We start from the raw sequence: 14284 nt of genomic DNA, 5'->3' as shown, positions 1-14284 counted from the left end.
TTCATCTTGCTTCAATGATAGAGCAAGATTATGCTCTATTTAAAATTTATAAAAGGCGATTATTAAAAAAATAAAAGCGAATATTATAGGGAGTTTATTATGCTCAAGGGAGCTGTAACTGCGCTTATCACCCCGTTTGATAACAAGGGCGCAATTGATGAGAAGGCATTTTGTGATTTTGTTGAATGGCAGATTACACAAGGGATTAATGGTGTAAGCCCTGTTGGGACAACAGGTGAATCAGCAACTTTAAGTCATGAAGAACATAGGCGAATTATAGAATTGTGTGTCAAGCAGGTCGCAAAGCGTGTTCCTGTTATTGCGGGAGCGGGATCAAATAGCACAAGTGAGGCTATAGAGCTTGCACAATATGCAGAAAAGGCTGGTGCAGATGCAGTTTTGGTTGTCACTCCTTATTACAACAAACCAAATCAATTTGGTTTATACAAGCATTTTTCTTCTATTGCCAAAGCTGTTTCTATTCCGATTATAATTTATAATATCCCTGGTCGTTCTATTATCGATATGGCCGTGGAAACGATGAGAGATCTTTATCAAGATTTTAAAAATATCGTTGGTGTTAAGGATGCGACGAGCAGAATTGAGCGCGTTAGTGAGCAACGTGAAAAGTGTGGCAAGGATTTTATGCAGCTTTCCGGTGATGATTGTACAGCGTTAGGATTTAATGCACATGGAGGTATGGGGTGTATTTCGGTTTCCTCGAATGTTGCTCCAAAGCTTTGTGCAGAGCTTCAAGCTGCGTGTTTTCGTGGTGATTATAAAACAGCACGAGAATTAAATGATCGCCTCATGCCTCTCAATCGTGCTGTGTTTATTGAACCTAGCCCAGCAGGGATTAAATATGCTGCTACAAAATTGGGGCTTTGTGGTGAGACTGTACGTTCTCCGATTGTTCCATTAACAGAGAGCACAAAGAAGGTTATTGATGTAGCCCTCAGCCATGCTGGTCTTTTAAAAGCATAAAATGATATTGAAAAAGTCATGAATAAAAAAAAGAACGCGCCCGTACGGAAAATAATTGCTGACAATCGTAAAGCACGTTTTAATTTTGAAATCCTTAATAATCTCGAGGCTGGTCTTGTCCTTCAGGGAGCGGAAGTGAAGTCCTTACGTTCCAATCATGCCAATATTGCTGAAAGCTATGCGAGTTTTGAGAATGGGGAATTATGGTTAGTAAACAGCTATATTCCTGAATATACGCAGGCTAATCGTTTTAATCATGAACCACGACGTTTGCGCAAATTATTACTTTCAAAACGTGAGATGGCACGTTTTTTTAATGCAACGTCTCGTGAAGGAATGACACTTGTTCCTCTCAAACTTTATTTTAATGAACGAGGGCGCGTTAAGTTGGAGATCGCTCTAGCGCGAGGGAAAAAGCTTCATGATAAGCGCGAAACGGAAAAAAAACGCGATTGGGGACGTGAAAAAGCAAGACTTTTAAAAAGATATGGATGATGAGGTAGGATTTGGATATCCTGTATTGAGAATGTTTCTAAAACAGTTTTAGCATTGATCTAAGTATGTTTTTACTGCTTGAAAAATTTGGTGAAACATAGCGTCTGTTAAGCGGCCAGTATTCGTATTATAACGAGAACAGTGATAGCTTGAAAAGATGCGTAATCTACCGATATTATTGATTTCGCCATGTCCAAAAGGGTGAGCTAAAACTTTTGCATTAAGGGCACGTATTGTTGAATGGTGCGCAATGGTGCCTAAAGTAATAACAGCTTTAAGTTTGGGAAGATTTGTTAAAAGAGGTGAGAAGAAATAGCGGCACGTGTTAATTTCTGCACCGGTGGGTTTATTTTCTGGTGGAACACAACGAACAGAGTTAACAATTGCTGCATCAATAAGTTCAAGAGTATCGTCTGCTCTTTCTTCAAAGGTTCCTTGGGCAAAACCAAACTTTTTTAAAGTTGAATAAAGTAAGTGCCCAGCATAATCACCAGTAAATGGACGTCCAGTTCGATTTGCGCCGCGTAATCCAGGGGCAAGCCCAACAATAAGAAGGCGTGTTGTGTCTGGCCCTTTATAAGGAAAGAATGGGCGCACCGGTGCATTATACCAACTTGGTTCTTTTACACGCCAGCCAGCGATAAATTGATGAAGCCTAGGACATAAATTGCAATTTGGGGGTGGTTCTGGGCAAAGCGATGTTAATTGGCTATTCATGGTGTTAGGCATCAATCGTTTTTCTATTTTTTTTGAGTCTTTTATAGCGTATATGACGGGTTATGGTTTGATAAACAATCTATAATGAATATAAATAAACTTTTTTAGAAGAAAGTTTAATATAAACTTATTGCTCATTATTATGTAAAAAGAGGCAATATTTTCAGTAATTTATTCAATGAATAAGAGTATAATCCATATGATATTCAAAGAAAAAATTTTGTCTTTAATAAATCTATTATTATAAAAAGTGTGCATAAAACTGTTGTTATTGCGAAGGATTTTTAAGAGTTGGTATTCTTTTTAAAAGGGTAAGGATTCTAGAGAGGTATTTTGTCAAGAAACCCCTTCTTTTGTTTGGCTCTAATCTATTGGAATACTTTTTAGAGCAGTTTTGGTATCGGGTATGAATACGCTATATATTTTGTATAAAGTTTCCAAGAATTTACTTAAAGTAAGTTCTTTAAGCAAAAAATATGAAAGTCTGTGTTGTTTTCCTTGTGTTTTATTTTGATTATTGTATATACTCTATACCCACTATGAAGTTTTTTAATCTTTAAGAAAGAGGCATAAATGGCCCGCGTAACAGTAGAAGATTGTATTGATAAAGTTGATAACCGCTTTGAATTGGTACTTTTAGCAGGTCATCGGGCGCGTCAGATTTCACAAGGGGCGCAGATTACGGTTGATCGTGATAATGATAAAAATCCTGTTGTTGCTTTGCGTGAAATAGCAGAAGAAACGTTGTCGCCTGCTGATTTAAAAGAAGATCTTATTCATTCTCTGCAAAAGCATGTGGAAGTAGATGAACCAGAAATGGCAAATGAATTTATTACCCATTCAAGTGAAGCCGAAAGTGTTTTTAATATATCATCGCAAGAAGAAGGCACTTCATTTGATCATATGTCAGAAGAAGAGCTTTTAGCGGGTATTGAAGGTTTGGTTGTTCCAGAAAAAAGTGACGATTATTAATTGCGGTAATTTATATTACAGGAATAAATAGACCTTATCATTTAAGAGTAGTTATTTTTCTTGTCTTTATTGATAAGATATTCATGTTCAATAAGGATTCGGGGTATGAAAAGATAAAGGATATGCTCGTATGATGCGTCAGTGTGAGCTTGTTGGGCGTGTTAAACGTTACAAGTCTGACGTAGATGAAGCTCTTTTAAATAGAGCCTATGATTATGCAATGAGAAAGCATGCACATCAAAAGCGTGCTTCAGGTGATCTTTATTTTTCTCATCCTTTGGAAGTTGCTGCTATTTTAACGGATATGCGGTTGGATGAGGCAACGATTGCTGTTGCTCTTTTGCACGATACAATTGAAGATACAAGCGCTACACGAGCAGAAATTGATCAGCTTTTTGGTTCTGAAATTGGGAAGTTGGTTGAAGGGCTTACGAAGCTTAATAAGCTTGATCTTGTATCAAAGAAAGCTGTACAGGCAGAAAATCTTCGTAAACTTCTTATTGCTATTTCTGATGATGTTCGTGTTCTTTTAGTCAAACTTGCTGACCGTCTTCATAATATGCGTACCCTTGGTGTTATGCGTGATGATAAGCGTCGACGAATTGCTGAAGAGACGATGGATATTTATGCGCCACTTGCGGGCCGTATGGGTATGCAAGATATGCGCGAGGAATTAGAGGATCTTTCTTTCTTTTATTTAAATCCAGAAGGTCACCGTACGATTACCCATCGACTTTCTGAGTTATTGAAACACAATCGTGATTTGCTTTCCACAATTGAAAATGAATTGACAAAACTTTTTTTGGAAAATGGCATTAAAGCAGATGTTAAAAGCCGTCAGAAAAAATCTTATTCAGTTTTTCGCAAAATGGAAAGTAAAGCACTCTCTTTTGAACAGTTATCAGATATTTTTGGATTTCGTGTAATTGTTGAAACAGTCAATGATTGTTATCGTGCTCTTGGTGTCATTCACACGACATGGCCGATGGTTCCTGGTCGTTTTAAAGATTATATCTCTATACCAAAACAAAATGATTATCGTTCTATTCATACAACAATTGTGGGGCCTTCGAGACAACGCGTTGAATTGCAAATTAGAACGGCTGCTATGGATGAAGTTGCTGAATATGGGGTTGCTGCTCATTCCATATATAAAGAGCATGGTTCTAATTATTCGACTTCAAAGTTGTCAAGCGAAACGAATGCCTATGCATGGTTGCGTCAAACGATACAATCTTTGTCTGATGGAGATAATCCGGAAGAGTTTTTAGAACATACAAAACTGGAGCTTTTTCAAGATCAAGTTTTTTGTTTTACGCCAAAAGGTCGATTAATTGCTTTTCCTAAGGGAGCTACGCCTATTGATTTTGCTTATGCTGTCCATACAGATATTGGTGATTCTTGTGTGGGCGTGAAAATCAATGGTCGTATTATGCCTTTAATGACCAAATTAAAAAATGGTGATGAGGTTGATATTATTCGCTCACATGCTCAAATTCCACCAGCTGCATGGGAATTCCTTGTTGTTACAGGTAAAGCACGTTCAGCTATTCGACGAGCAAGTCGTGCAGCGGTACGTAAGCAATATTCGGGTCTAGGATATCGTATTCTTGAGCGTTCATTTGAATATATGGGAAAAAAATTTTCAAAAGACGTTTTGAAGAAAGTTTTATCACGTTTAGCACGTAAAGATGTCGAGGATGTATTGGCTGCTGTGGGGCGTGGTGAGCTGTTTTCCGCTGATGTGATTAAAGCGGTTTATCCTGATTATCAAGATCACCGTGTAGTACAAAAGTCCTCTTTTAAGCCTGGGGAAGAGGGGTGGTTTAATATTGAAAATGCTCAAGGGATGATTTTTAAAGTCCCAGAAAATGAAAAGGATGAAATGATTGAGAATCATCAATCTAAAGCATTACCTATTCGGGGAACCCGTGGAGATATACCCGTACGCTTTTCACCTGAAGGAGCAGTGCCTGGAGATCGGATTGTTGGTATTATGCAGCCAGGGGCTGGGATCATTATTTATCCGATACAGTCTTCGGCTTTGATGGCATATGATGATCAGCCAGAACGGTGGATTGATGTCCGCTGGGATATTGATGCCCAAATGAATGAACGTTTCCCTGCACGGATGAATATTTTGGTTGTAAATAGTCCTGGTTCTTTGGCTGAAATTACGCAAATAATTTCTGCTAACGATGCCAATATCCAGAATTTATCTTGTATCCGTATAGCACCAGATTTTACGGAAATTATGATTGATTTGGAAGTTTGGGATTTAAAACATTTGAATCGTATTTTTTCTCAGTTAAAAAAGGCAGGTTCAGTAAGTACAGTACGGCGGGTTCATGGATAAAAAGAAAGATTTTGCAATGAATACACAAGATGTCATTGATATTTTTAAAAAAGCAGATGCTATTCTAGAGGGGCATTTTATTTTAACATCGGGGCGCCATAGTGCGACTTATATGCAAAAGGCGAAAGTATTCATGCATGCTAATTTGACGGAAAAGTTATGTCGTGGATTGGCTGAAAAAATCAAAAATTCTATCGAGGGAAAAATTGATTATGTGGTTGGTCCTGCAATTGGCGGCCTTATTCCTTCGTATGAGACTTCACGTCACCTTGGAGTTCCTTCTCTTTGGGTAGAGCGTGTAAATGGCGTCTTTGAATTGCGTCGTTTTGAAATCAAGAAGGGCGCACGGGTTGTTATCGTCGAAGATATTGTGACAACGGGTCTTTCCATTCGTGAGACTGTTGAAGCGCTCGTTACAGTAGGAGCAGAGGTACTGGCAAGTGCATGTATTCTTGATCGTTCTGGCGGGAAAGTCAATGTTGGAGTTCCATTGATTGCGCTTGCTAAATACGAGATTGCCTCTTATGCTAGTGATAAACTTCCTGCAGCCCTTTCTGTTCTTCCAGCAATTAAACCAGGCAGTCGAAATATTTAATTGTCTTGCTATTTTTTTTGTGCAAAAGATTAAAAAGATTAATTTGGATGATATAAATTATTTTATCATCAAAAGATGTAATTGAGAGTCATATGCTTTTTCGTCGTCGAGAACCAATAGATTTTGTGACGCGTATTCGACTTTGGTTATGGCCGCGTCGTTCATTTTCTCGCTCATTATGCTACATACATAAACGTATTTTGCGTATATCAGCAACACCGCATGAAGTTGCATTAGGGGTTGCTGTTGGCGTTTTTTTAGCGTGTTCCCCTTTCTTTGGGCTGCATATTATTTTGGCAATATTTTTTTCTTGGCTTTTGCGTGCAAACTTTGCTGCCGCAATCATTGGGACGATTTTTTCTAATCCACTCACATTTTTATTGATTGTCATGGCTGATTATAAAGTAGGGTATTTTTGTTTATCACTTTTTAGCGATGTCAAAGAGATTTCTCTTTCGCAAATACGTGCTCTGTTTAATGGTTTGACATTATCAAATCTCTCTCTCCTTTTTAAAGGCGCATGGGACACAATTATGAGTCCTATGATTTTAGGGGGAACTCTTTTAGGTATTGTTTTGGGTGGTTTATCTTATATAGGTGTTTACAGAGCAACGGTTCGTTTTAAACAAAAGCGATATCAGAAGATTATAAAAAAGCGCGTTTAAAGGAGCATTCATCGTAGGACAGATCGGGTAATATCTTATGATTGTTGGTCTTGGAAATGATCTTATTGATATACGACGTATTGAGAGGATGTTGGTTCGTTATGGTGAGCGTTTTATCCAACGTATTTTTACGGATATTGAAAGGACTAGATCCGAAAATCTTAAAAAAAGTTCTTCTTCTTATGCAAAAAGATTTGCTGCGAAAGAAGCATGTGCTAAAGCCTTAGGAACGGGAATCGCTTATGGTATCAATTGGAAAGACATGGGGGTAGTTAATTTGCCGTCTGGAAAACCAACAATGCAATTAACAAATCGTGCGCAAGTGCAACTTCAAAAGTTATTACCTCCTCATCATGATGCAATTATTCATCTTAGCATAACAGATGATTTTCCTTGGGCGCAGGCGTTTGTTATTATCGAAGCACTTCCACGTGGATAGATAGCGTGAGAGATTGTGCTTTTGTTATTTGAATATTATGATAAAAAAGTTATATCTGAGATGAGAAGGCAGTTGGTGATGATCCAAAAAGAGAACGTGCATAAAAAAGAAAAAAAAGGTGGAATTCTTGAATTTATCTCTGTTTTAATACAGGCTTTGCTTTTAGCAGCGTTTATTCGAGCAATTTTTTTTCAGCCTTTTAGTATTCCTTCCGGTTCAATGCGTCCTACTTTGCTTGTGGGGGATTATCTGTTTGTTTCTAAGTATGCATATGGGTATTCTCGTTTTTCCCTCCCCTTTTCTCCTCCTATTTTTTCCGGACGTATTTGGGCATCTCAACCTCAACGTGGAGATGTTGTCGTTTTTCGCTTACCAAGTAATCCGAAGATTGATTATATAAAGCGCGTTGTTGGGCTACCAGGTGATCGTATACAAGTTCGTCAAAGTGTTCTTTATATTAATGATGAGGCTGTTTCGCGTCACTTTATGGGAGAGATTGATAATTCTGATATAACAGAAGTGAACTATCCTGTTAAGGTTTATCGCGAGACAATGCCTAATGGTGTTAGCTATGATACACTTGATTTAGCTTTCATCCCAAAAGTTGACGATACAGAAGTCTTTGAAGTTCCTCAAGGACATTATTTTATGATGGGAGATAACCGCGACAATTCAGATGATAGTCGTTTGGATGTAGGCTATGTTCCAGAAGAAAATCTTATTGGTCGCGCGAGCGTGATTTTCTTTTCTATCAGTAATGGTTCAAGTGGTTGGCAGATTTGGCGTTGGCCATTTGATGTGCGTTGGAAGCGTTTGTTTTCTTTCATAAATACGGTTCATGATTTGCCGCTTATCAAGCAAGGAAACAACGATGAAACGTCTAATGATTGATCGGCTTGTCAAGCTGACGGGACATCATTTTAAAGATGAAGAGAGATTAAAGAAGGCATTAACACACTCGAGTGTACAAGATTCGGAACAGGGGAATTATGAACGGCTAGAATTCCTAGGGGATCGGGTTTTAGGGCTTTTGATTGCAGAAATGCTGTATCAACTTTTTCCTCAGGCAAGTGAAGGTGAATTATCAGTCCGTTTGAATCATTTGGTCAATGCACAGACGTGTGCTGATATTGCACGCGAAATGAAGCTTTCTGACATGATCCACGTTGGTTTTGAGATGAAAAATTTCGAAGGGCGTCGACTCATCAATATGCATGCAGATGTCGTGGAAGCTTTAATTGCTGTGATATATCTCGATGGAGGATTGGAAAGCGTTCGCCCTTTTATTCAAAAATATTGGCAAAGTCGGGCAAAGAAAATGGATGCTGGTCGACGTGATGCCAAGACAGAATTACAGGAATGGGCGCATATCCAAGGCAATGCACAACCACATTATCAGGTTATAAAACGTTCAGGTCCAGATCACGATCCTGTTTTTATGGTAGAGGTAAATATTGCTGGTTTTGCTTCAGAGATTGGGCAGGGAAGTTCCAAAAGATATGCTGAAAGAATGGCAGCTGAAAAAATTTTGCGACGAGAGGGTGTCTGGAAAACAGTAGGAAAAAATGATCATGAGTGACGTTATGGAAACGCGTTCTGGATTTGTTGTGCTTATTGGGATGCCTAATGCTGGGAAATCGACATTGGTTAATCAATTGGTTGGAACAAAGGTTTCAATTGTAACGCATAAGGTCCAAACAACGCGCACTTTGATCCGCGGTATTATCATTCATGACGATGTGCAAATTGTATTGGTCGATACACCAGGTGTTTTTCGTCCCAACAAGCGGTTAGAACGGGCTATGGTATCTGCTGCTTGGGGAGGCGCTAAAAGCGCCGATGTCTTGCTCGTTTTAATTGATGCTCAAAGTGGCATTTCGGATGAAGTTTATATGATGTTAGATATTGTAAAAAATATGAAACAGGAAAAAATTCTTGTTCTTAATAAGATTGATACAGTTGTTAAATCATCTCTTCTAGCGTTAACTGCTAAAATAAATGAACGTGTGAAGTTTGCACAAACATTTATGATTTCTGCTCTAAACGGTTCTGGCTGCAAGGATTTACTTCATACGTTGAGTAACATGATGCAGGAGGGGCCATGGTATTATCCGGAAGATCAGATTTCAGATATGCCCATGCGTCATCTTGCCGCTGAAATTACGCGGGAAAAACTTTTTCTTCGTCTTCATGATGAACTTCCTTATTCCTCAACGGTTGAAACAGAAAGCTGGGAAGAGCGTTCAGATGGTTCTGTTAAAATTAATCAAGTTATTTATATCGAGCGTGAGAGTCAGAAAAAAATTGTTTTAGGAGCAAAAGGCGATACAATTAAAGCGATTGGTCAAGCCGCTCGTAAGGAACTCATGGAAATTATGGATCAAAAAGTTCATCTTTTTCTTTTTGTGAAAGTGCGTGACAATTGGGACGCCGATCCAGAACGTTATCACGAAATGGGATTGGGTTTTTTAAAATAAGATTTTTAAAAATAATTTAAATAAAATGAAGTGGAAAGAGCAAGGCGTTATTCTTGGTACCCGTCAATATGGTGAGAAAAGTGTTATTCTTGAAATTATGACACGTGAACGTGGTCGTTATATGGGAGTGGTAAAAGGGGGACGTTCGCGTCGTATGGCCGCTCTTCTTCAACCTGGAAATTTTGTTGAGGCTGAATGGTGGGCGCGTTTAGAAGAACATTTGGGGCTTTTTCGGCTTGAAGCTCTTGATTTGCATGCAGCTCGATTAATTTGTTTACCAGAAGCGCTTTATGCTTTGCAATTGATAGCTTTTCATTTACGGCTTCTTCCCGAGCGTGATCCCCATCCCATTTTATATGATATTTTACACATTTTTATGCGGAACTTTGATGAACCATTTATCAATGCGGAATTGCTGGTACGTTTTGAAATGCGGCTTCTTGAAGAACTTGGTTTTGGTCTTGATTTATCTTGTTGTGCTGCAACAGGTCGTCAGGAAAGGCTTTATTATGTATCGCCAAAGTCTGGACGGGCTGTTTGTGAAGAAGCAGGGGAACCTTGGAAAAAAAAGCTCCTCATTCTCCCACAGTTTCTTGTGAAAAGAGCAACCCGTCCTGCTGATTTTAGTGACATAATCAATGGTTTTATACTAACTGGATTTTTTCTTATGCGTCATGTTTGGGAGCCACGAGATATAAAGCAGCCATCAGTACGCATGAATTTGATACAATTGTTTAAGCGCCGATTTGGTATGTAAGCGTTAATTTGTTGATCTGATGATAATTGAATGGGAAAATGAGAATTTTAAAGACAATTGCTGAGGTTCGCCAATATACTTCAGAGGAACGACGTTTAGGTTTTTCGATTGGTTTTGTTCCAACAATGGGGGCATTGCATGATGGTCATCTTGCATTAGTACAGTATGCAAGAGCAATGTGTGATCGCGTAGTGGTTTCTATTTTTGTCAATCCAAAGCAATTTGGACCTCATGAAGATTTTTCTCAATATCCAAGAGATTTGAAGGGCGATTGTGCTTTGTTAAAAGAAGCAGGTGTTGAATGTGTTTTTGCTCCTTCTGTCGATGAAATGTGGCCACTGGGAAATGAGACAATTGTGAAGGTGGAAAAATTATCACGTATTTTGATAGGAAAATTACGTCCAGGGCATTTTTGTGGTGTAACGAGTGTTGTTGCTAAGCTTTTTAACATTGTCCAACCAGATAAGGCTTTTTTTGGGGAAAAGGATTTTCAACAAATTTTAATTATTCGGCGTATGGTTGAAGATTTGGCTTTTCCTATTGAGATTGTTGGAGTTCCTATTTTACGTGAAGCAGATGGAGTTGCGCACTCTTCACGCAATCAGTTTTTAACATTAGAAGATCGTAAAGCTGCCAAAATTATTCCTAAAAGTGGAAAAGCTGCTGAAAAGCTTTACCATGAAGGTGAACGGTCGGTTGATAAATTATGCAAAACTGTTCGTGATATTTTACAACAAGAAACGCGTGCAATCATTGAAGCAATAGATTTACGGGATATGGAAACTTTATGCGTGATCAAAGGAACATTGAATAAACCGGCGGTTTTACTCCTTACTGTCCGCTTTGGTGAGGTAAGACTTATTGATCAATATATATTGCAAGAGAAGGGTGGAAAATGAGTGTACATAAAACCGTAAAGCGTATGACATCTTCCGAAATACGTGCAAGAAAGGGACAACAGCCAATTGTTTCTTTAACAGCTTATCAAGCTTATACTGCGCGGATTGCTGATCCATATTGCGATATCCTTTTGGTTGGTGATAGCGTTGGGATGGTTGTGTATGGGTTTGAGACAACGCTTCCTGTTAATTTAGATATGATGATTTCACACGGGAAAGCCGTGGTGCGTGGATCTCAAAAAGCTCTTGTTGTTATTGATATGCCTTTTGGGTCTTATGAGGAAAGTCCAGAGCAAGCTTTTTTAAATGCATCGCGCATTCTTGCACAAACGGGGTGTGGTGCAGTTAAGCTTGAAGGTGGCGTTTATATAGCCGAAACAATAGATTTTTTGTGTAAACGTGGCATTCCAGTGATGGGGCATATCGGTCTTACACCCCAAGCAATGAATCGTTTTGGTGGTTTTAAAACACAAGGACGCAAGGAGAATGATTGGCAAAGAATTGAAGCAGATGGAGCAGCGATTGAAGAGGCTGGTGCTTTTGCTGTTGTTTTAGAAGCAATGGTTGAACCTTTAGCGGTGAAACTGACAGATAAACTTTCTATCCCTACGATTGGTATAGGGGCGTCCAATCAATGTGATGGGCAAGTATTGGTTATGGAAGATATGTTAGGTTATGGTGCCCATGTGCCAAAATTTGTTCGTCGTTATGGAAATCTTGAACAAGCCATGGAAATTGCAATCAAGAATTATGCAGAGGATGTTACCTCCCGTGCTTTTCCAGCGGATAATGAGGTTTATAAACTAAAATAAATTTCAGTTTAAGATCAGCAGTTTGAAAAGAGAACATTTGTTGTTTTGATAATGAATGTCATTATTTCATGTATTTTGTATGCAGTTTGAACTGTGATTTTTTCCATTTCTTTAATGAAGTCACGCTCTTCATGCAAAACAGAGCGCCATTGGGTCGCTAATTCAGGTGCTTTTTTAAAGAAAGCTTTCTAAGGCACCCAATCCTATTTCGCGACGGCGTTCGTGAATAGTATAGTGGTAACTCCCTTATGAAATGTATAAAATTTATAGAGCACTTCCGTCTTTACGCTTCATAAGAGAGCAAGCCGGTATCATCACACACTTTTCCAATTTTCAATGCTGCGACAGCGCTTAGCACTTGAGATGGTTCATAAGAAGCATTTTAACTCTTTCTTTAAAAAATTTTACTCACACGCCAGCCCCGCTTGTGGTGTGCAAGAGAATGATTTTGATTGATCCAATATAAACAGATTTGAAATGAGTGAAGCTTACGATATTAGGAGCTCTCATTCAAAATGAAAAAACAATGAATTATTATTATAAGTCAGTGTGATGAGTCTGTAATGACAAGGAATCAACAATGCGAAGGGGCTATAATCTTTGGACATCCAAGTCATTAAAGCGCGTTAAAAATGCGTTTTCAATGTGTTGGGTAGAATAGGAGGATAAATTCAGATCATCGGGTAAAATATTATTGGGAGAGCCAAAATAGCGAAGGGCTTCTTCTGTATTAAATCCAGCAAGCGTAATCGATTCATAATATGCAGCGATACGGTCGGCTTGTTTAATTTTTTTTAAAAGTTTTTGAGAAAGATCAACGGGAAGAGAAAAGCGCATGTGGATAGCATCTTGGATGCGCTTTTCAACGCGTTCATATTGTTTTCCTATGACAGCTTTAAAAGGGGAAATCATATCGCCGATGACATATTCTGGAGCATCATGAAGAAGGGCATAAAGACATTCATTGCTTCCCGATTGTGGAAAAAGTTTTTGAAATATTTGTTCAACCAAAAGTGAGTGTTGTGCAACAGAATAGGCGTGTTCTCCTCGTGTTTGACCGTTCCAACGTGCTACACGAGCAAGTCCATGGGCAATATCTTCAATTTCAACATCAAAAGGAGAAGGGTTGAGAAGATCAAGTCGCCTTCCAGAAAGCATTCTTTGCCAAGCACGTGCTTCTCCATTTTTTAATAATTCAGCTTTAGCCATGCGTATTTTCTACAGTATTTTCAGGAAAGGTAAAATTCATATTTTCAGCAATATTTATGGTGATAGGAATGTTTTTTACAGTAAAGGGGATGTTATGATCCATAGCATCTTTTACGTGGTCAATACGCAGTAAAGCAAGAGCTTCATTGTCTACACATGTTCCCAAGGATCCAAATACTTTTGTTCCTGCTTCAATGCTAGATTGAGGGGACAATTCATGCTGGCCTTTTACAATTAAAATACGGCGACGTGCTGCTTGGCGGTGGTGCATTCGTGAAACAACTTCTTGTCCAATATAACACCCTTTGTTGAATGCAAGTCCATTTATTTGATCGTAATTAATATCATGAGGAAAGACTTTACCAACTTCATAATCTTGACCACTTTCTGCAATTGCATAACGGATACGCAATTGATTCCACATGTTATGATATTCTGAAGCCAAAAAAGATGTTTTGCCATAGATTCGTATTATTTTTTCTTTTTCTGGGAATCGTTTATCAACAAAACTTGAATCAAAATTTAAAGTATCTGATTCATTTTTCCAAGAAACTGTAACAACTTCTTGGAATGGTTGTGTAATTTCTATTTTTTTACGCAGTTTATAAAGCAACAGACGCTTGTAGAGTATATCAGCTAAAGGCATGATAATATCAATCAAATAACCATCTTCTTTTTTGCCAATAAGAAAATCAGCAAGAACCTTTCCTTGAGGGGATAAGAGGGCTCCAGGGAAAATTTCTTGCGGGTTGATTTTTTTTACATCTGTTGTGATTAGGGATTGCAGAAAATCTGTTGCTTCTTCGCCTGTAATTTGAATAATTGCGCGATTTTTTAAGCAAATGGCATTTTGTTTTTCAATCATGGTTCTTGCCTTTCTGCTCAAAGTTACATAATCGATAAGAGA

At 38.4% G+C, this 14284-nt stretch carries 16 protein-coding genes; 13 read left to right on the top strand and 3 right to left on the bottom strand.

The genetic code is table 11. The annotated features are described in order from the left end of the window. Window positions 1-99: 99 nt before the first annotated feature. A complete protein-coding gene (gene dapA, locus ACFIM1_RS01455; protein ID WP_375607726.1) occupies window positions 100-984 on the top strand; it encodes a 4-hydroxy-tetrahydrodipicolinate synthase in 885 nt (294 codons plus the stop codon). An 18-nt stretch (window positions 985-1002) separates the two neighbouring features. Next, entirely contained in the window at window positions 1003-1479 is a 477-nt protein-coding gene (gene smpB, locus ACFIM1_RS01450) for an SsrA-binding protein SmpB (protein ID WP_012231306.1), read from the top strand. A 48-nt stretch (window positions 1480-1527) separates the two neighbouring features. On the opposite strand, the gene ACFIM1_RS01445 is transcribed toward smpB, so the two are convergent. Next, the gene (locus tag ACFIM1_RS01445; RefSeq protein ID WP_375606474.1) at window positions 1528-2196 is read right to left on the bottom strand and encodes a uracil-DNA glycosylase; all 669 of its coding nucleotides are present in this window, start codon (window positions 2194-2196) and stop codon (window positions 1528-1530) included. Between the two features lie 573 nt (window positions 2197-2769). On the opposite strand from ACFIM1_RS01445, the gene rpoZ reads away from it, so the two are divergent. The 11 genes from rpoZ (at window position 2770) to panB (ending at window position 12168) form a co-directional block, all read left to right on the top strand. Next, window positions 2770-3168: a DNA-directed RNA polymerase subunit omega gene (gene rpoZ / locus ACFIM1_RS01440; protein WP_375607725.1), complete on the top strand. Its 399-nt coding sequence runs from the start codon at window positions 2770-2772 to the stop codon at window positions 3166-3168. Window positions 3169-3298: 130 nt separating this feature from the next. Further along, on the top strand, window positions 3299-5524 hold the full coding sequence (locus tag ACFIM1_RS01435; RefSeq protein ID WP_375607724.1) for a RelA/SpoT family protein: 2226 nt from the start codon (window positions 3299-3301) through the stop codon (window positions 5522-5524). A 16-nt stretch (window positions 5525-5540) separates the two neighbouring features. Then, window positions 5541-6119, top strand: a complete 579-nt coding sequence (gene pyrE / locus ACFIM1_RS01430) for an orotate phosphoribosyltransferase (protein ID WP_375609160.1) — start codon at window positions 5541-5543, stop codon at window positions 6117-6119. 92 nt (window positions 6120-6211) lie between these two features. Next, a complete protein-coding gene (locus ACFIM1_RS01425) occupies window positions 6212-6784 on the top strand; it encodes a DUF2062 domain-containing protein (RefSeq protein WP_375609136.1) in 573 nt (190 codons plus the stop codon). 37 nt (window positions 6785-6821) lie between these two features. Beyond that, window positions 6822-7223 carry a holo-ACP synthase gene (gene acpS, locus ACFIM1_RS01420; RefSeq protein ID WP_375609137.1) on the top strand — a complete coding sequence of 134 codons (402 nt, stop codon included), beginning with the start codon at window positions 6822-6824 and terminating at the stop codon, window positions 7221-7223. A 78-nt stretch (window positions 7224-7301) separates the two neighbouring features. Further along, window positions 7302-8114, top strand: a complete 813-nt coding sequence (gene lepB / locus ACFIM1_RS01415) for a signal peptidase I (protein ID WP_375609138.1) — start codon at window positions 7302-7304, stop codon at window positions 8112-8114. Continuing rightward, the gene (gene rnc / locus ACFIM1_RS01410) at window positions 8095-8802 is read left to right on the top strand and encodes a ribonuclease III (protein WP_375609139.1); all 708 of its coding nucleotides are present in this window, start codon (window positions 8095-8097) and stop codon (window positions 8800-8802) included. Before lepB ends, rnc begins: the two co-directional genes overlap by 20 nt. Next, window positions 8795-9700: a GTPase Era gene (gene era / locus ACFIM1_RS01405; RefSeq protein WP_375609140.1), complete on the top strand. Its 906-nt coding sequence runs from the start codon at window positions 8795-8797 to the stop codon at window positions 9698-9700. The genes rnc and era overlap by 8 nt, the downstream gene beginning before the upstream one ends. A gap of 25 nt (window positions 9701-9725) precedes the next feature. Then, window positions 9726-10457, top strand: coding sequence for a DNA repair protein RecO (recO, locus tag ACFIM1_RS01400; protein ID WP_375609141.1), 732 nt, complete (start codon window positions 9726-9728; stop codon window positions 10455-10457). A 38-nt stretch (window positions 10458-10495) separates the two neighbouring features. Next, complete coding sequence (panC, locus tag ACFIM1_RS01395; RefSeq protein ID WP_375606304.1) at window positions 10496-11356, top strand: pantoate--beta-alanine ligase; 861 nt, start codon at window positions 10496-10498, stop codon at window positions 11354-11356. Further along, entirely contained in the window at window positions 11353-12168 is an 816-nt protein-coding gene (gene panB / locus ACFIM1_RS01390) for a 3-methyl-2-oxobutanoate hydroxymethyltransferase (protein WP_375606303.1), read from the top strand. Before panC ends, panB begins: the two co-directional genes overlap by 4 nt. 591 nt (window positions 12169-12759) lie before the next feature. On the opposite strand, the gene ACFIM1_RS01385 is transcribed toward panB, so the two are convergent. Both ACFIM1_RS01385 and ACFIM1_RS01380 read right to left on the bottom strand, forming a co-directional pair. Further along, window positions 12760-13377, bottom strand: coding sequence for a YfbR-like 5'-deoxynucleotidase (locus tag ACFIM1_RS01385; protein ID WP_375606302.1), 618 nt, complete (start codon window positions 13375-13377; stop codon window positions 12760-12762). Next, window positions 13370-14242 carry a YgfZ/GcvT domain-containing protein gene (locus ACFIM1_RS01380; protein ID WP_375609142.1) on the bottom strand — a complete coding sequence of 291 codons (873 nt, stop codon included), beginning with the start codon at window positions 14240-14242 and terminating at the stop codon, window positions 13370-13372. Before ACFIM1_RS01380 ends, ACFIM1_RS01385 begins: the two co-directional genes overlap by 8 nt. Between the last annotated feature and the right edge of the window lie 42 nt (window positions 14243-14284).

The organism is Bartonella sp. AC158YNML (assembly GCF_042196725.1).
Lineage (GTDB): Bacteria > Pseudomonadota > Alphaproteobacteria > Rhizobiales > Rhizobiaceae > Bartonella.
This window is presented reverse-complemented; position numbering and strand designations above follow the sequence as displayed.